Here is a 17,491-nt window from a genome sequence, read left to right on the forward strand (position 1 = left end):
GACGGGTTTGCCGCGCGCTCCTACGCTGACCTTGCCGCCGCAATGTAAACGTTTACAATAAGGTGGTCACCTTGAGATTCTCAAGTTCGAGAAGGGCGTGGCTCGCCGCTGCCGCCGTGCTGGGGTTGCTCACCGCCGGTGGGGAGCCGGTTCTGGCTGTTCAGGCCGTTTTCAACGTCAAGAGCTACGGGGCGACGGGCAACGGCTCGAGCAATGACACGTCCGCCATCAACAACGCGATCACCGCCGCGAACTCGGCGGGCGGCGGGATCGTCCAGTTCCCGCCGGGAACGTACCGGTCGAACAACTCGATCCACATGAAGAGCAACGTCACCATCCAGCTCGACGCCGGATCGACGATCATGGGGTCGGACGCCGACGACTACGACCCGCCCGAATCCAACCAGTGGGACGACTACCAGGACTACGGGCACAGCCACTTCCACAACGCGATGATCTGGGGCGACCGGCTGACCAACATCGCGTTCGTGGGCTCCGGCACGATCGACGGCGGCGACCATCTGATCACCGGCAACCCGGATTCCGGGCAGGCAGACAAGATCATTTCGCTGACCCGGTGCGACGGGCTGACCGTCAGCGGCATCACCCTGCGCCGCGGCGGGCACTTCGCGATGCTGATCAACGGCTGCAAAAACGTCGTCTCCGACCGGCTGCGGATCGACACCGCGAGCGACCGGGACGGCTGGAACATCATCAGCACCACCAACGTGAAGATCACCAATGCCGACATCTCCGCCAACGACGACGCGCTGGCGTTCAAGAGCGACTACGCGCTGGGTGCCAAGCTGCCCAACGGGAACGTGACCGTCGAGGACGCCAAGCTGTCCGCCGAGTGCTGCAACGCCCTGATGTTCGGCTCGGAGACCTGCGGTGACTTCACCGGGTACAACTTCAGCCGGATCACCATCAACGGATCCGACAAGTCCGGTCTCGGCCTGGTGTCGATGGACGGCGCCAAGATCTCCGACGTTCATTACCGGGACATCACGATGACCGGCGTGCGGTCGCCGATCATGCAGAAGGTCGGCACAAGACGGCGGTGTGGCAACAATCCCGGCGTCGGGTCGATCAGCAACATCACCTACACCAACATCACCGCGACCGGCGCGTCACCTTCGTTCAGCCCGACGCTGTGGGGCGAGTCCGGCGGCCGGATCAGCGATGTCACGTTCGACAACGTCAACATCCGCGTGCCGGGCGGAAACGGCACCATGTCGACGAACCCGCCGAGCAACGATCCCAGCAACTACAACCCCAACAGCATCGGCACGCGCCCGGCGTACGGCTGGTACATCCGATACGCCAACAACATCAAGTTCCTCAACAGCTCGGTTCGCTTCAGTGCAGGCGACGGCAGACCCGCGATCATCGCCAACAACGCGGGACCGCTGACGTTCGAGAACTTCGTGGCCCAGCGCGGCAGCAACAGCCCGCATGACATCGGAATCCAGTCCTCGACCGGGATCTGCGCCACGAATGTCCGCGATACCAACAACAATCCGTTGCGCTACAGCACATCGACACCGCCCCCGTGCGGTCCGTCGGCCGACTTCTCGCTGGCCGCGCAACCGCCTAGCCAATCCGTGACCGCGGGGTCCAGCGCGACCTACACAGTCCGCCCGACCGCGGTCTCCGGTTCGCCCGGCGACGTCACCCTGAGCGCGTCCGGCCAGCCTGCGGGAACCTCGGTTTCGTTCAGCCCCAACCCTGTCGCACCCGGAACGGACTCGACGATGACCGTGACAACGGCCTCAACGAGTCCAAATGGGACATCGAACATCACGGTCACTGGGACCGCCGCAGGTGTGGTCCGCAACGTGCCGGTCGAGCTCACCATCACGGGCGGCAGCGACGAACTGGTGCTGTCCGGTCTGTCGGTCGCCGACTCCGCCAACGCCGGCGACTGGTCCCTGCAGAGAAATCTCGCCGCAGGCTCGACGCAGTACGGCGACCGGGCGTTCACATTCACAGGAGTCCCCGCTGCTCTTGCTGGTTCCCAATGGATCCGTACGGCCAACGACTCCAAGTCCGCGTCGGCGAACCCGCTGGTGACATTCACCGTCAACCGCGCTGCCACGGTCTTCGTGGCGGTGGACACCCGGATCGGCAAACCGTCCTGGATGGACTCCGGCTGGACCGACACCGCGACCTCGCTGGTCAACAGCGAGGGCACCGCGCGCAGGTTCCAGGTCTATCAGAAACCGGTTCCGGCCGGAGCGGTCACGCTCGGCCCGAACGGCAGCTCCTCGAGCAGCATGTATACCGTTGTTGTCAAGTGAAACCGCAGCTCAGCCCCCTGTGAGCAAATCGTGCGCACAGGGGGTTGCGCAGTAGTGTTGGATGGCTCGGTGGCCGTAAGACTTGATGCCGACATCGTCTCTTCGTTGGTCGGACCAGACCTCGCCCGGATCGGGCGGGAACACCTCGATCAGGGCCGGGTTTTCGAACTCGGGACCGACGACGGCGGGGTGGTGGCGATCGTGCTGGACTCCGCCCGCAAGGAGTTCGACGTGTGGGTCGGTGTCGTCAACGGCGCCCTCACCGGCGAATGCGACTGCGACGAGGACGACGCCCCACTCTGCAGTCACGCCGTCGCGGTGACCCTCGCCGCCTTGGAAGACGGCATCCCGTTCACATCCGTGACAGAGCAGGACGAGGACGACGACGAGGAACGGTTCGCCGAACTCGCCGCGTCACTGACGTTCGACCAGCTGGTGGACCTGGTGGCCCGCCAGGCCGTGGCCGATCCCGACTTCGCCGACGAGCTGATGGCCCTGGCAGAACCGGAAGAGGACTAGCGACACCCGACGCGCCCGGCGAGTTTCGCCGGGCGCGTCCAGGACCACGAGTCAGAACATCACCACTGACCTGAGCACGTCACCGGTGTGCATCTTGTGGAACGCCGATTCCACGCCGTCGAGGGCGATCTCCTCGGTGACGAACGCGTCCAGGTCGAGGCGGCCCTGCTGGTAGAGGTCGACCAGCAGGGGGAAGTCGCGGGTGGGCAGGCAGTCGCCGTACCAGCTCGACTTCAGCGACCCGCCCCGGCTGAAGAAGTCGATCAGCGGCATCTCCAGCTGCATCTCCGGGGTGGGCACACCGACGAGCACGACCGTGCCGGCCAGGTCACGGGCGTAGAACGCCTGCTTCCAGGTCTCCGGGCGGCCGACCGCGTCGATCACCACGTCGGCGCCGAAACCGTCGGTCAGGTCCTGGATCGCGGTCACCACGTCGTCGACCTCACGGGCGTTCACCGCGTCTGTGGCGCCGAAACCACGGGCCCATTCGAGTTTGCGCGGGTCCATGTCCACCGCGATGATCTTCGCGGCACCGGCCAGACGGGCACCCGCGACAGCGCCGCTGCCGACCCCACCGCAGCCGATGACGGCCACGGAGTCACCACGGCCCACGTTGCCCGTGTTGATCGCGGCGCCGATACCTGCCATCACGCCACAGCCGAGCAGACCGACCGCAGCAGCGCGGGCGGACGGATCGACCTTCGTGCACTGTCCAGCGTGCACAAGCGTCTTCTCGGCGAACGCACCGATTCCCAACGCGGGCGACAACGGCGTGCCGTCCGCCAACGTCATCTTCTGCGTGGCGTTGTGCGTCTTGAAGCAGTACCAGGGACGACCACGCTTGCAGGCACGGCATTCACCGCAGACCGCGCGCCAGTTGAGCACCACGAAGTCACCCGGCTCCAGGCCGGTCACGCCCTCGCCGACCGACTCGACCACACCTGCGGCCTCGTGGCCCAGCAGGAACGGGAACTCGTCGTTGATGCCGCCCTCGCGGTAGTGCAAGTCCGTGTGGCACACACCGCAGGCCTGCACCTTCACCACGGCCTCGCCCGGGCCTGGATCGGGGACGATGATCGTCGTCACCTCGACCGGCTCACCCTTGGCGCGTGCGACGACTCCACGGACCTCAGCCACGTTGACCTCCGACTTCACCTCGTTGCGACTGCAAGAACCGAGTAGACCTTTTTCCCGATCATCTGTCGAGACCTATCCCCCGGAGGAAATCGGCGGTCACGGCGTCAGCTGGGAAGAAGGACTCGATCGACAGCTCGGCGACCGTGATGTCGGCGGGCGTGCCGAATGTCGCGACCATACTCAGGAACTTCAGTTCAGTCCCGTTGTGCATGATGCGCAACGGGACCACCACCTCGTTCTCAAGGTGTGGCTCTGGGTCAGAGCACGGATACGCAACGAGTTCCTCGTACAGATCCCGCAGTCCCTGATCGGCCGTCACCGCGATCTCCCGGCGCAGACGGCCCAGCAGATGCGCCCGCCACTCCCCCAGGTTGACGATCCGCGGCGCCAGCCCGTCGGGGTGCAGGCTCAGCCTCAGCACGTTCACCGGCGGTGTCAGCAGCTCCGGCGGGATCCCGGCGGTGAACAGGGCGATGCTGGCGTTGCTGTCGACCATGTTCCACCGGCGGTCGACCACAGCCGCCGGATACGGCTCGTGCCCGGCCAGGATCTGGCGTACCGCGGTCCGTACCGCCGTCATCTCCGGCGCGTCCATCGACGTCTCGCCGTAGACCGGCGCGAACCCGGCTGCCAGCAACAGGCGGTTACGCTCCCGCAACGGCACCTCCAGTTCCTCAGCCAAGTGCAACACCATCTCCCGGCTCGGCGCGGACCGTCCCGTCTCCACGAAACTCAGGTGCCTGGTGGAGATGTCCGCCTGGATGGAGAGGTCGAGCTGGCTGAGTCTGCGCTGCTCACGCCATTGCCGCAGCAGCTCACCCACCGGCCGCTGCTTCGCCGAAGTCATCGATGTCACGCCCTCGACGCTACGGCCCCGGGTTGATCGCAGCGATTCTGAGTTCCTGACGAAGGTCAACTGCGGTGCACCGGCTTTGTCGCGCTGGTCATTTACGCGCCGCAACGCGCCCGACATCGCCCCAGCCAGGCTGGGCGGGAGCCCACAGCGAAGTTGTCGGTTGCGTGGGGCGGGGTGGAAATGACCGGCTTTGGCGACAAAGCCCGTCCGAGCGGAGCGAGGACCATCAATACTGTCGGAGGTCACGGCTATGGTCCGCGGCATGGACAGAGCTGAGTTGATCGAGCGGATGGCGGCCGGGTGGGAGCCGGACTTCCTGTTCTTCTGGGGGCACACGCCGGCGCCTGGGCAGACAGTCGGCAGGTGGGTGCTCAGCCAGTGGCTGATGCGGGATTTCACCGTCGACGGGCAGGTCTACCGGAGTGCTGAGCACTTCATGATGGCCGAGAAGGCCCGGTTGTTCAGTGATGACGAGATGCGGGAGCGCATCCTGGACAGCGCGACTCCGGCGGACGCCAAGAAACTGGGCCGTGCTGTGCGGGGCTTTGATCAGGGCATCTGGGAAAAGCAGCGGTACGACATCGTGGTGCGTGGGAATGTCGCGAAGTTCGGCCAAGTCGGGGAGTACCGGGCGTTTCTGCTCGCGACCGGGGAGAAAGTGCTGGTCGAGGCGGCGCCGAGGGATGTCATCTGGGGCATCGGGCTGGGTAAGGACAACCCGCGAGCACTGGATCCGGCTCGGTGGCGGGGCCGGAACCTGCTGGGATTCGCCCTGATGGATGCTCGGGCTGCGTTGGCGCAGAACAAGGCCTAGCTTGGTCCTATGGCGCTAGCGCATCCTTCCAGGCAGCCCGAGCCGGGCCGGGCAGAGCTTTCGATCAACCCGCTCTACACCCGGGTTCCCATGCATATCCCGAAAAACGAGCTGCCCGCCCGCGGCCTGGACCCGGATCTGGCGTATCAGCTGGTGCATGACGAGCTGATGCTGGACGGCAACGCGCGGCTGAACCTGGCCACGTTCGTGACCACGTGGATGGAGCCGACGGCCGACAAGCTGATGGCCGAGTGCTTCGACAAGAACATGATCGACAAGGACGAGTATCCGCGCACGGCCGAGCTGGAGGCCCGGTGTGTGCGGATGCTCGCCGGGTTGTGGAACGCGCCGAGCGTCGCCGAGGCGCCGGGGTGTTCCACAACCGGGTCGAGCGAGGCCTGCATGCTGGCCGGGCTCGCGCTCAAACGCCGCTGGCAGCACAAGGGCGGCACTGGCAAGCCGAACATGGTGATGGGCATCAATGTCCAGATCTGCTGGGAGAAGTTCGCGAACTACTGGGATGTCGAGGCCAGGCTGGTGCCGATGGAGGGTGACCGGTTCCACCTGTCGCCCGAGGAGGCCGTCGCGCTGTGCGACGAGAACACCATCGGGGTCGTCGCCATCCTGGGGTCCACATTCGACGGTTCCTACGAGCCGGTCGAACAGATCTGCGCGGCTTTGGACGAGTTGCAGCAGCGCACCGGCCTGGACATTCCGGTGCATGTGGACGGTGCGTCCGGCGCGATGATCGCGCCCTTCTGCGATCCCGGGCTGCGGTGGGATTTCCGGCTGGCCCGGGTCGCCTCGATCAACACCTCCGGGCACAAGTACGGACTGGTGTACCCGGGTGTCGGCTGGGTGGTCTGGCGGGACGCGGCCGCGCTGCCCGAGGACCTGGTCTTCCGGGTGAACTACCTCGGCGGGGACATGCCGACGTTCGCGCTGAACTTCTCCCGGCCGGGATCGCAGGTCGTGACGCAGTACTACAACTTCCTCCGGCTGGGCTTCGACGGCTACCGGCGCGTCCAGCAGTCCTGCCGGGACGTGGCCACGACGCTGTCCGGGCAGATCGCCGAGCTGGGCCCGTTCCAGCTGCTCACCAAGGGTGCGCAACTGCCGGTGTTCGCCTTCACCGTGGCCGGTGACCAGCCGTTCTCGGTGTTCGACGTGTCCACGGCCCTGCGCACGCAGGGCTGGCTCGTGCCGGCGTACACGTTCCCGGCCAACCGGACCGACCTGGCGGTCCTGCGGATCGTGGTGCGCAACGGCTTCAGCCTCGATCTGGCCGAGGCCCTGGTCGCCGACCTGAAACGGCTCCTGCCCACGCTGAGGGGCCAGCAACGCCCGGGTGCCGCGTCCTTCGCTCACGGCGCGTGAACGGGCAAGATGGACATATGACTTCCCTGCGGACCCTGCTGCTGGTCCTGGTCGCGATGATCGGCGCTGTGATGATCGGCACGGCTGCCCCGGCGGCGGCACATGTCCGGCTCCTGGCCAGCAACCCGGAAGCAGGCCAGGCCATGGCCACCCCGCCACAGTCGATCCAGCTGACGTTCGACGAGTCACTGCGCAACCCGCCTGCGATCACAGTGACCGACCCGAACGGCACGCAGTGGGCGATGGGCAAGCCGACGTTGGACCTGAAGACCGTGACCGTCCCCACCGACGCCAAGCAAGGTCCCGCAGGCAAGTACACGATCAACTACCGGGTCACCGGCCAGGACAACCACCTGATCGTCGGTGACGTCCAGTTCGACATCACCGCGGCGTTTGGCCAGCCTGGTGCCGCGCCCGAGGGAAACGCGGCGCCGCAACAACAGCCGCAGACAGCGGTGAACCACGAGGGGCACGCCCAAGGGTCCACTCCGGATGGAAGCGGGATTCCCACGTGGGTGGCCATTCTCGGCACGATCGTGGTGCTCGGCAGCGGCGCGGCGTTGATCATCGGGATCCGCCGCAGGCGATAAGCCCGCCTTATGACAGTCGTTGATATGGCGTGCCACACATAGGTACATACACTCGAAGTCCCTGCACAACCCCTGCAACGCAAGGAGATTTCGAGTGTCCCTGCGTAAGTTCAGTGCTGCGCTGGTCGCAGCGGCGTCCGTCACGCTCGCCATGACGGCGACCGCCGCGCCGGCGTCAGCAGACACATCCGTCCTCGCCAGGACGGTGTACTACAGCGCCTCTGCCTACTCCAGCGAGGCGGACCAAGCCGCCCAGATCTGGAGTTCCCGGGCGCCCAATGTCCGGATGGTCCGTGGCGGCAACGCGACGATCCGGATCTACGGCACCACGGGTGGCGGGTCACGCGCGTACCCGTGCGGGCTCGGCTGCGCCACGATCTACATCGACTCGCGCGACGTCGCCGCCGGGCATTCGTCCCTGCGGATCGTGGCCCACGAAATCGGGCACGGGCTCGGCCTGCCTGACAACTACAACGGCATCTGCTCGTACCTGATGTCCGGAGGCAGCGCCGGAACATCGTGCCGCAACCCGAATCCGAACGCCCAAGAGGCAGCTCGGGTGAACTCCTTGTTCGCTCGCCGTGGCACCGCCAATGGCACGGTCGGTTCTGACGTATACGACACCGCAAACCGCTAAGAGCTAACAAGTTCCTTCGAGCTGAGCAGCGCGTGCAGCTCACGCGCGGCCTGTCGGCCGGCACGGTTTGCGCCCACTGTGCTGGCCGACGGTCCGTATCCGACGAGGTGCAGCCGTGGCTCGGCCACGACTCTCGTGCCGTCCATCACGATCCCGCCGCCCGGCGCACGCAGTCCCAGCGGCGCAAGGTGATCCAGTGCCGCACGGAACCCGGTCGCCCACAGGATGACGTCCGCTTTCAGTTCTGTCCCGTCCGCCCAGCGGACGCCGTCCGGCGTGACCTCCTTGAAGATCGGCCGCCAGGGCAAGGCTTCCAGCTCAGCGCGTGCCCCTGGCGGCACCCACAGCCCGGTGGCGCTGACGACGCTCTCCGGCGGCAGTCCGGCCCGGACGCGACGGTCCACCTTCGCGACGACCTCCCGGCCGATGTTCTCGCTCCACTCGACGTCCCGGATCACCGGTGGCCTGCGCGTGACCCAGGTGACGTCGGCGAGGGCCGCCAGCTCCAGCAGGAGTCCCGTCGCCGACGATCCCGCGCCGACAACGATGACACGTCGGCCGCGTAGCTCCTCGACATCCCGGAAGTCCGCTGTGTGCAGGTGCCTGCCCTGGAAACTGCCCATCCCGGGGTAGTACGGCCAGAACGGCCGCGTCCACGTCCCTGTGGCGTTGACGAGCGCACGCGTTGACCAGTCACCGGCATCAGTGGCCACCACGAACCTGTCGCTGGGCCCTTCGCTCACAGAGACAACGTTGACCGGCCGTTGGATGTGCAGGCCGTACTGCCGCTCGTATGCGCCGAAGTACTCGGTGACGACCTCGGAGGCGGGCCGATCGGCGTCCTCGTCGATCGGCGGGAACCCGGGCAGCGGGTAGATCCCGTTGACTTTGCCCAGCCGCAGTGACGGCCAGCGATGACGCCAGGCGCCGCCAGGGCCTTCGGCGGCGTCGAGCAGGACGTAGTCGTCCATGCCGTAGTACTGCAGGTAGTACGCACTGGACAGGCCCGCCTGGCCAGCACCGATCACCACCACGTCGGTTTCCCGCATATCGGGGAGAACACGTGGTGGGCACGCGGTGATTCCGGCTCGCGGTGAGGGTTGCGTCACGCACCGAACGTGGGTTTCAAGAGCGAGGGCAGCCTGAAAACCACGTTCGGCACGCCATTTGCCGCGAGTCGTTAGTTCAATTTATCGGGGACAGGTCTTCCAGTGGAAATGATAGGTCGTCTTAATGCTTCCGTCGGTCGAGTCCATCGCCATGAAACTCGTCGTCTTCTTCGGGTCCGAGGTACCCACACCGACCCGCAATTCGGTGTTGATATTGAAATTGCGTAGTTCACCACAGGGGTGGTAAACCAGTGCCGAAATATCGGTGGTATCGGTTGTCTGCCAGTTGTCCTCGAGCGGACCATTGAACGGATGGTTCACAAAAGCAGTAGGCGACTGCCCCTGGAAGTAGTAGTTCGCGCGCTCAAGCCCGTTCGCACCCCGGGCCAGGCTGGCGAAACCGCGGTAATCCGCCTGTGCGATCGCATAGGTGAAGCCTGATGGAACGTGCACCTTCAGGCTGATCTGGCAGTTCTTACGGAAGTCGGTCGGCTGGGAACCGAGACCGACCTGAGCGAGGAACTCGCTGTAAGTCACGGTGAATGCTTCGTTGTCCGCCGAGACCGCCACTGCGGCGGAACCCGGCCGGCACCCCGAACCATTGATCGTGGCCACATCGATAATAATCTTGTCAGGTGGCGGTGTGGATGGCCAACTGGCAACGGAAACAGGCTGTCCGACGATCGATAAAGCGACACCGACAGCAGCCACCATATGAAGCATAAGGTACCTCCAAATGCGCCACACACGACTCGCGGCGGTGACCAACCGTATCGCGACTATCACAGTTCAAAACCCGCTGAACGGAGTAAGACATCAACCATGATCGCCGGGAAAACTGGGAACGGATGATGGGACGGCTGCAGGTATTTGATTATCCTACGAATTTCCGCGACACCCTCAGCGGGGCCGGCCCATCCGCACGGTGTCGCGGCCTTCCCGCTTGGCGACAAGCAGGGCGGCGTCCGCCTCCAGGACGAGGTCCGGCAATGCCGGCTCCATTCCACGGGCTGGGACATAAAGCGCCACGCCTATCGACACGCTCAGTCCCGTCAGCGTCGTGCGGGTACCCCGATCGACGTCCGGAACACCCACTTGCAGTGCCTTCACGCCGTCCAGAACACGCTCAGCGACGGCCATGGCGCGGTCACGGTTCGTAGTAGGCAGCAGGACAAGGAACTCGTCACCACCGTGGCCCCCGTACCGGCCGACCACGTCGTTCTCACGACAGCAGTCCCGCAGCACTTCGGCGACGGCGTGCAGCACCATGTCGCCGGCAACGTGCCCGTAACGGTCGTTGATCTCCTTGAAGTGGTCAAGATCCAGCAGCAGCAAGGCAAGCGGCTGACGGCGGTCGTATGCGCGTTGCAAGGTTTCCGGCGCGTACGTGTCCCAGCCCCAACGGTCCAGCAGCCCGGTGAGCCGGTCCACCGCCCAGTACCCGATCGGCTGACCGCATGTGCCACAACGGGTTCCCTCGATCTGGTCCCGGCTGGAACGGTCCAGACCCGCGGGTTGCAGGCCGCTGTTCTTGCGGCTGGGCAACGGGATCAGCGGTGCCTTCTCCCCGGACATGCTCCATGCGCTTGGCGCGGTGGTCATTTCGTACCCCCAGTTATCGGTACGTAGTCGTGGTCGTAGCCAAAGGCACGCGGTCCGGTCAGCCGCAGTCCCTCCGGAGTCGTCCATCGGCTGTCACATGGGACGCCCAGGACAGCGACCCGGTTCCCGTAACGCATCCCCTCGGTGGTGACCGGCTCCCCAGTTTCGTTGTCCAGCACGCAGATCAGGTCCGGAGTGCTGGTCACGACCTCGCCGTCGCGTTCGGCGAGCAGGTGTTCGTTCTGAAACGACAACCGCATCCGCACGCCGCGGTACGCGCCGATGCCCTCGATTCTGGCTTGCCCACGAGCGAAACCGCCGGTGGTGGCCCGATCCACGTCCGTGACCTTGCCTGTGATCAGCAGCCGGCCGTCGAGCAGGGCGGCCGCACTGGCGACCGGCTCGTCGGCCAGGCGGACTGTGCGGCCGAGTTTGCGAGCCAGGCTCAACGTCCCGTCGACAAGGCCGTCCCGCAGTTGCTTGCCTATAAGAACAGTGTCGGCCGTGACGACCGAGCAGCCTGCCTCGGTGCAGACCGCTCGGGCGAAGCGTTCGGCGTACTGGTTGGTGACCGTGTCGAGCACCATGGTGTTGCCCTTGTCGTCGACGATGACCATGGGCGTGCAGCTCACGCCGATCAGCGTCGGCAGCACCATGTGCGCCTCCGGGAATGCCCTGCCCATGGCGTCGCCGTCGACCAGTGGCAGTCCTGTCTCGGCAGCCGCGGCGATCGGGATCACCGAGTTGACGCCGCCGATCTCGATGGGCACCAGGTGTGTCGCCCTGGTGCCCATCACTCGTTCAAGCGCGCGCAGCGCGGTGACCGCCTCGCGGCCGGAGGGGAGTTTCTCGGTGCCGACAGTCGGGGCGCCCATCGACGAGATCGGCACGACAACCGCGTCCGGCGGGACATCGGCGATGTTCACGACCGGCACCGGGCCGTGCTTCTCGACCGCCGCCTCGGCCAGCAGCTTTCCCACGTACGGGTCCCCACCGCCGCCGGTCCCGAGAATCGCGGCACCCCGGGCGATATCGTCCACATCGGACAACCGGACCTCACGCATCGGCCGCCCCCAGCCGAACGACATCCAGCTGGCCGACCGCCTTCACCCGGACCCGCACCGCGCCCCCTGGCACGTAGGCGAGCGGCACTTCCTCGACCTCGACCACCCGGACAGTGTCCGGGCGGGCGCCTGCCGCTTCGGCCCGCTCGACAGCCTCTTGTTTTACCTCTTCGAGTACCCGTTCGCGACGGCCTGAACCGATCCGCGCGACCCGGTCCACCTCGCCGCCGACCTCGGCGATCGCCGCGCCGACGGCGTTGGCCACCGCATAGTTCTCCGGCCGGCGGATGTCGTCCAGACCAGGCAGAACGTCGGGGACGAGCACGCTGCCGCCGCCGACCACGACCACCGGGAGCGGCTCGGACGAGGTGCGCATACGGTCCACTGCCTCGCCGATCCGCTCCCCCACCGCCGCCAGCACGCCCGCGACCTGGCTCTGGTCGAGATCCACCACCAGCTCCGGGCTGCCCAGATCGATCAGCCCGGCGGCTACCGCGAGGTCGGTGAGCGTCAGATCGGTCCCGCCGAAAACAAGTGCTCGTTCGGTCAGCTCGTAGCCGACGCTGTCCGGGCCGAACTCGCTGCCGCGTACGAGACTTCCACCGCCGATGCCCAGCGACAGCAGATCGGGCATCCGGAAGTTCGTGCGTACGAAGCCCAGTTCGGTGACCGCCCCGGCCTCACGCGGGAATCCGCCGGTGACAACGCCGATGTCAGCAGTGGTCCCGCCGACGTCGACCACCGCGCAGTCGCCGAGACCGGCCAGGAACGCCGCCCCGCGCATGGAGTTCGTCGGACCGGAGGCGAAGGTCGCGACCGGGAACCGGCGGGCGTATTCGAGGTCCATCACGGTGCCGTCGTTCTGGCTGAGCAGCAGCGGAGCCGTGATCCCCGCGCCGGTGAGCGCCGCGGTGAGCGCGTCAGCGATCTGGGCGGCCAGGTCGGTCAGCGAGGCGTTCAGGACGGTGGCGTTCTCCCGTTCCAGCAGGCCGATCCGGCCGAACTCGTGCGAGCACGAGATCTGCAGGCCGGGCACCTCCGCTCGCAGGATCTCCGCCGCGCGCAGCTCCATCTCGCTGTTGACCGGGGCGAACACCGACGAGATCGCGACCGAGCGCAGGCCCCGCTCGGCGACGTCGGCCGCGACACGTTTGATCTCGTCCGGGTCCATCGCGGCCAGCTCGGTGCCGTCGTACTCGTAGCCGCCATGCACCAGATAATGCTCTGTGCCAATGGTTTTGCGCAGATCCCACGGCCAGCCGGACAACGGCGGCAGCGCTCCGGTCGCGGGCAGCGCCAGGCGGACCACGGCGGTGGGCGTCAGGCCCCGGCGCTGGACGATCGCGTTGGTGAAGTGCGTGGTGCCGATCATGACCGCGGTCAGGTCGCCGATACGTCGCAGCACACCGGAAGCGGCCGCCGCGGCGAGCAGGTCCGTCACCGCCCAGGCGACACCGTCGGTGACATCCGGCGTTGTGGGCGTTTTCACCGAGGCCAGGAGTTGATTGTCACCGGAAAGCAGGACGGCGTCGGTGTTGGTGCCGCCTACGTCGATACCGATTCGCACGCCTGCTCCTTTCCTTCCTCGACCGGCACGTCGCGAAGGCCCTTGACCAGGCCCAGCTTTCCGGCGATCAGGTACAGGATTCCGGCCAGCAGCAAGGAGTTCAGCGATCCGATGCCCAGCGCGGCCTTGTCGCTCCACCAGCCGAACACCGCCGAACCCGCCCAGATGACCAGCGTCACCGGCACGATCGTCGGCTCGGTGGCAGGCAGTTCACCACGCGTCCGCGACTCGTCCAGCTGTCCCCGCCACTTGCGGACCAGGTAGTACTCCGCGACCAAGATCCCTGCGATCGACGGCAGCGCGACCCCGAGAAGCATCAGGAAGTCGGTGAACCGTTCGAGAATGCCCACCGCGGACAACGCGGTTCCGGCGACACCGATCGCCAGCGTGGCCCAGACGCGGTTGACCTTGATCCCGGTCAGCGTCGCGATCGAGTTCACGATGCCGAGCGAGGAGCTGTACAGGTTCCAGTCGTTGATCTTCACGACCGCGGCGACGAGCGTGATCACGCCGACCACTCCGACAGTGGTGGTCAGGATCGAGACGGCGTCCGCGCCTTTGACCGCGTAGGCGAGCAGGACACCGATCAGGCCCATCACATACTGCCCCAACGTGATCGAGACGACGCTCTGCTTGATCACGTCCCGTGCCGAGCGGTTGAACCTGGTCATGTCGGGCATGATCACGGCGCCGGCCATGTAGGAGCCGGCCACGAGCGTCGCCCCGGCCGCGATCGTCATCGGCTCGCCGAGCGGGCCGGACGAGAACAGCTCACCCAGGTCGACCTTGGCGAACTCCGTGATCACCGAGTAGGCGATGACGATCTGGAAAGCAGGCACCGCGACGAACGCGATCCACCGCATGGACCGGAATCCGTACATCACCAGCACGGTGATCGCGCACCCGGTCAGCACCGACCACAGCCACGTCGGCAGTTGCGGCACCAGCGAGTTCATCCCCAGCGCGAACACGCCGTTCTGGATGCCGAACCAGCCGATCAGGCTGATCGAGATGATCAGGCCGAGCAGCGCCGAGCCGTAACGGCCGAAACCGGCCCAGCGCGCCAAGACCGAAGTGGACAGTCCTTCCCGGACTCCTGCGATCCCCACGAACACCGCCACCAGCTCAAGCACCACCGAGCCGAGCGTCAGGGCCCAGAACGCGCCCCAGAACGACAGCCCGAGGCCCAGCGCCACCCCGGTGGAGAACGTGATCAGGTCCGAGAGCTGGCCGAACTGCTGTAACGCCACCGACCACCAGCCGTAGCGGGCTTCGGCCGGAACCCGGCGCAGGGCGTAGTCGTCGGCTTGGGGAGTCACCGGTTTTCCTCTCGGGTGGTCGCGACGACCTTGGTCTTGGCGGTCATCCAGCCGACTCGCGGCGGCCCGCAGGCCCGGACCCGCATGACAACGGTCGGCTCGGACAGATAAGCAAGTGGTTGTTCGTCCACGGACACGACCGTGACCCGTTGCGGGTCCGCGCCCGCACGCATCGCGGAAGCCCTTGCGGCTTCCCGGACCGCGGAACGGATCTCCGCCAGCCGTGGGCTGTTCAGCGGCACGATCCGGCGCGCCTCGCCACCCACCGGCGCGGCCGCGGCGCCGACCGCGGCGGCGGCCTCGGCGCCGGACGGGCAGGTGACCGCGAGCGTCCCGGCCAAATTGTGCCGCAACGACTGCGCGAAGTCCCGCGCACCGGGTCCGACCAGCACCAACGGCAGGTCACCGGGAGCGTCCTTGGCCCGGTCGATGCCGTCCTCGATCTCACCGAAGATCGGGACCAGCGCGGGCACGCTCAGACCCGTTGCCACACCGGCCACCTTGGTGTGCCCGACGGTCATCCTCGGCACACCGTCAGTCAGGGCGCACACCGCCCGGAGAGTTCCGTCCACATTGGTCATACCGACGAGTGCGTCCCGATGTCCGGCCAGTACCGAAGCCCCGATCGCGGTGGTCGTGTCGGTCGCGCCAAGCAGCGACAACGGGTGCGTGACCGCATTGTCGAGCGTGGCGATGGTGCCGTCGCCGCGGGCCAGGAAAACTTCGGCGTACCCCATTCCGCGCCGGCTCACCGCGGCCAGCAGCTTGGTCGCTTCCTCAGCGGTCGGCGACGTCAAGGCCGCTTGCAGTACGGTCGCGTTCTCCCGCTCGATCAGGCCGATGCCGCCGAACTCGTGCGACAGCAGGATCGCGGTGGCCGGGCCCAGCTCTTCCCGCAGCACATCCGCGGCCGCGAGCTCGTGCCGCGGGGTGACTGACGAGAACACGCCGGTGATCGCGACCGCGCCGACCGTGCCGGAGATCCGCCGGGCAAACGCCAGAAGTCCTTCGATGTCAAGCGGTTCGTAGTCGCTGCCGTCCAGCATCGCCCCACCGGACAGGCAGGTGGACGCGACAGCGACCCGCTCACGCAAATCCTGCGGCCACAACGCCAGCGGCGGAATGGACGTGGTCGCGGCACCAAGACGGACCGCGGCCACCCGGGCGAGCCGGCCCGGCCACCCGCGCCAGGAACCCGTCTCGGCCGCCAGATCGTCGAGCACACTCAGATCCGTGACCGCGAAGATCACATGCTCGATCATGGCCGGCGTGATGCCGTGCGGTACGGCCGCCGCGAGCACCGCGTCGAGAAACTCGCCGAGCTTGTCGATCTCACGCTCAAGCGCCACGACCAACCGGCCATCAGGATCGAGAACCGCCGCGGACGCCCGATTTCCGGGAAGGGCGACACCAAGCCTGTATCCCGTCATCACGCGCCCAACGGGTGGTAGTCGAGATCAAGGCCGAACGCTCTCGGTCCCACCAGCTCCAGCCCGGCCGGTTGACGCCACACATCCGGGCACGGCATCGCCAGCACGACCACACGTTGCCCGTAGCGCAACGAGTCCGTGGTGACCGGGTTGCCGCTGTAGACGTCGAACAACGTGATGATGTCCGGTGTCGTGGCGCGGACTTCGCCGTCCTCGAGAATCGCCAGGTACTCGTGCCCGACTTCCACTCGCAGACAACGGCCGCTGTCGTTGTTGATGCCGTCCAGCAACGCGGTGCTCCGCAGGTTCGCGGCAAAAGTCGAGGCAGCCCTGACCTCGACCGGCGACACCATGCTGACTTTGCCCTCCATCAGGCACATGCCGCCGAACTCCGCCGCGATCCCGCGTACCGCGGCCGAAGTCGGCGCACCGGCGTACTCGGCGAGCACCTTGCCGATCCGCAACGCCCGGCTCACCGAGCCTGAAACCACGCTCTGCCTGGCCTGTTCGACCGTCATCACGTACTCGGCGCTCACGCCGACGTCACCGAACGCCGTCACCGCACTACGCGCGAGACGCTCCAGCCACTCCCCGGTATCGGCCTGCACAAGGACAACATGATCATGGTCGTCGGCGAGCACCGACGGGCCGGGGTGCACTCCGGCGACCTGCATGGCCACCTGCTCGATCCCCGGGAACGCCCGGCCCATCCCGTCGGCGTCGGCCAAGGGCAGGTCAGCGTAGGCGGCGAGCGCGACGGACGCCGGGCCGTTGCTGCCGCCGATCTCCGTGCACATCATCGCCACGACCTCGGCACCGAAATGCGCCTCGACCTGACGGCGGATCGCGACGCTTTCCCGGCCGGTGCCGATCCGCTCGGTCCAGACAGCCGGCGAACCGAGATAGGCGCACGGCATGACTAGGCCATCCGGCGGAAGGTCCATCAAGCCGATGATCTCCACCGGCCCCACGGTGTCGAGTGCGACCTGCGCCAACGGTACGGTCGCGGCTGCGTAACCGCCTCCGCCGGCGGCGAGCACGTCACAGCCATGGGCGAACTCGGCCAGGCAACCCCCGTTAAGTCGCACGAGTGAATGGTAGTAAGACAGCCACTCTGAGTATTTGTCCTTGCCCAATAGAATCCAAGCCCCGGCTATCCCCGCCGCACAG

At 66.6% G+C, this 17,491-nt stretch carries 16 protein-coding genes; 6 read left to right on the plus strand and 10 right to left on the minus strand.

Annotated elements, in window-relative coordinates; genetic code table 11:
* The first annotated feature begins 71 nt into the window (after window positions 1-71).
* Together JOF56_RS01430 and JOF56_RS01435 are read left to right on the plus strand one after the other, a co-directional pair.
* On the plus strand, window positions 72-2,300 hold the full coding sequence (locus JOF56_RS01430; RefSeq protein ID WP_209633607.1) for a glycosyl hydrolase family 28 protein: 2,229 nt from the start codon (window positions 72-74) through the stop codon (window positions 2,298-2,300).
* 69 nt (window positions 2,301-2,369) lie between these two features.
* Window positions 2,370-2,819, plus strand: a complete 450-nt coding sequence (locus tag JOF56_RS01435) for a hypothetical protein (RefSeq protein ID WP_209633609.1) — start codon at window positions 2,370-2,372, stop codon at window positions 2,817-2,819.
* 51 nt (window positions 2,820-2,870) lie between these two features.
* Here the strand turns inward: JOF56_RS01435 and JOF56_RS01440 are convergent, their stop codons facing one another.
* Complete coding sequence (locus tag JOF56_RS01440) at window positions 2,871-3,956, minus strand: S-(hydroxymethyl)mycothiol dehydrogenase (RefSeq protein ID WP_209633611.1); 1,086 nt, start codon at window positions 3,954-3,956, stop codon at window positions 2,871-2,873.
* 58 nt (window positions 3,957-4,014) lie between these two features.
* The gene (locus JOF56_RS01445) at window positions 4,015-4,803 is read right to left on the minus strand and encodes a helix-turn-helix domain-containing protein (RefSeq protein ID WP_209647938.1); all 789 of its coding nucleotides are present in this window, start codon (window positions 4,801-4,803) and stop codon (window positions 4,015-4,017) included.
* Between the two features lie 271 nt (window positions 4,804-5,074).
* Here JOF56_RS01445 and ybiA point away from each other — a divergent pair, with 271 nt between their 5' ends.
* The 4 genes from ybiA (at window position 5,075) to JOF56_RS01465 (ending at window position 8,230) form a co-directional block, all read left to right on the plus strand.
* On the plus strand, window positions 5,075-5,626 hold the full coding sequence (ybiA, locus tag JOF56_RS01450) for a riboflavin biosynthesis intermediates N-glycosidase (protein WP_245378113.1): 552 nt from the start codon (window positions 5,075-5,077) through the stop codon (window positions 5,624-5,626).
* A gap of 9 nt (window positions 5,627-5,635) precedes the next feature.
* A complete protein-coding gene (gene gad, locus JOF56_RS01455) occupies window positions 5,636-7,003 on the plus strand; it encodes a glutamate decarboxylase (RefSeq protein WP_209633616.1) in 1,368 nt (455 codons plus the stop codon).
* A gap of 17 nt (window positions 7,004-7,020) precedes the next feature.
* A complete protein-coding gene (locus tag JOF56_RS01460) occupies window positions 7,021-7,593 on the plus strand; it encodes a copper resistance CopC family protein (RefSeq protein WP_209633618.1) in 573 nt (190 codons plus the stop codon).
* A gap of 94 nt (window positions 7,594-7,687) precedes the next feature.
* Window positions 7,688-8,230, plus strand: coding sequence for a snapalysin family zinc-dependent metalloprotease (locus JOF56_RS01465; RefSeq protein ID WP_307854866.1), 543 nt, complete (start codon window positions 7,688-7,690; stop codon window positions 8,228-8,230).
* On the opposite strand, the gene JOF56_RS01470 is transcribed toward JOF56_RS01465, so the two are convergent.
* From JOF56_RS01470 to JOF56_RS01505, 8 genes are all read right to left on the minus strand, one after another.
* Complete coding sequence (locus tag JOF56_RS01470) at window positions 8,227-9,279, minus strand: NAD(P)-binding domain-containing protein (RefSeq protein ID WP_209633620.1); 1,053 nt, start codon at window positions 9,277-9,279, stop codon at window positions 8,227-8,229. The genes JOF56_RS01465 and JOF56_RS01470 overlap by 4 nt on opposite strands.
* 141 nt (window positions 9,280-9,420) lie before the next feature.
* A complete protein-coding gene (locus tag JOF56_RS01475) occupies window positions 9,421-10,053 on the minus strand; it encodes a DUF4360 domain-containing protein (protein WP_372448359.1) in 633 nt (210 codons plus the stop codon).
* A 186-nt stretch (window positions 10,054-10,239) separates the two neighbouring features.
* Window positions 10,240-10,941 (minus strand): GGDEF domain-containing protein, encoded by a 702-nt coding sequence (locus tag JOF56_RS01480; protein WP_209633624.1) that lies wholly within the window; start codon window positions 10,939-10,941, stop codon window positions 10,240-10,242.
* Window positions 10,938-12,005 carry an S-methyl thiohydantoin desulfurase family protein gene (locus tag JOF56_RS01485; RefSeq protein WP_209633626.1) on the minus strand — a complete coding sequence of 356 codons (1,068 nt, stop codon included), beginning with the start codon at window positions 12,003-12,005 and terminating at the stop codon, window positions 10,938-10,940. Before JOF56_RS01485 ends, JOF56_RS01480 begins: the two co-directional genes overlap by 4 nt.
* Entirely contained in the window at window positions 11,998-13,572 is a 1,575-nt protein-coding gene (locus tag JOF56_RS01490; protein WP_209633628.1) for a hydantoinase/oxoprolinase N-terminal domain-containing protein, read from the minus strand. Before JOF56_RS01490 ends, JOF56_RS01485 begins: the two co-directional genes overlap by 8 nt.
* Window positions 13,551-14,891, minus strand: coding sequence for a purine-cytosine permease family protein (locus JOF56_RS01495; protein ID WP_209633630.1), 1,341 nt, complete (start codon window positions 14,889-14,891; stop codon window positions 13,551-13,553). The genes JOF56_RS01490 and JOF56_RS01495 overlap by 22 nt, the downstream gene beginning before the upstream one ends.
* Window positions 14,888-16,321, minus strand: a complete 1,434-nt coding sequence (locus JOF56_RS01500) for a hydantoinase/oxoprolinase family protein (RefSeq protein WP_209633631.1) — start codon at window positions 16,319-16,321, stop codon at window positions 14,888-14,890. The genes JOF56_RS01495 and JOF56_RS01500 overlap by 4 nt, the downstream gene beginning before the upstream one ends.
* Window positions 16,321-17,409 (minus strand): S-methyl thiohydantoin desulfurase family protein, encoded by a 1,089-nt coding sequence (locus JOF56_RS01505; RefSeq protein WP_209633634.1) that lies wholly within the window; start codon window positions 17,407-17,409, stop codon window positions 16,321-16,323. Before JOF56_RS01505 ends, JOF56_RS01500 begins: the two co-directional genes overlap by 1 nt.
* Window positions 17,410-17,491 lie beyond the last annotated feature (82 nt).

Origin of the sequence: Kibdelosporangium banguiense, assembly GCF_017876405.1 — a bacterium.
Classification (GTDB): Bacteria; Actinomycetota; Actinomycetes; order Mycobacteriales; family Pseudonocardiaceae; genus Kibdelosporangium; species Kibdelosporangium banguiense.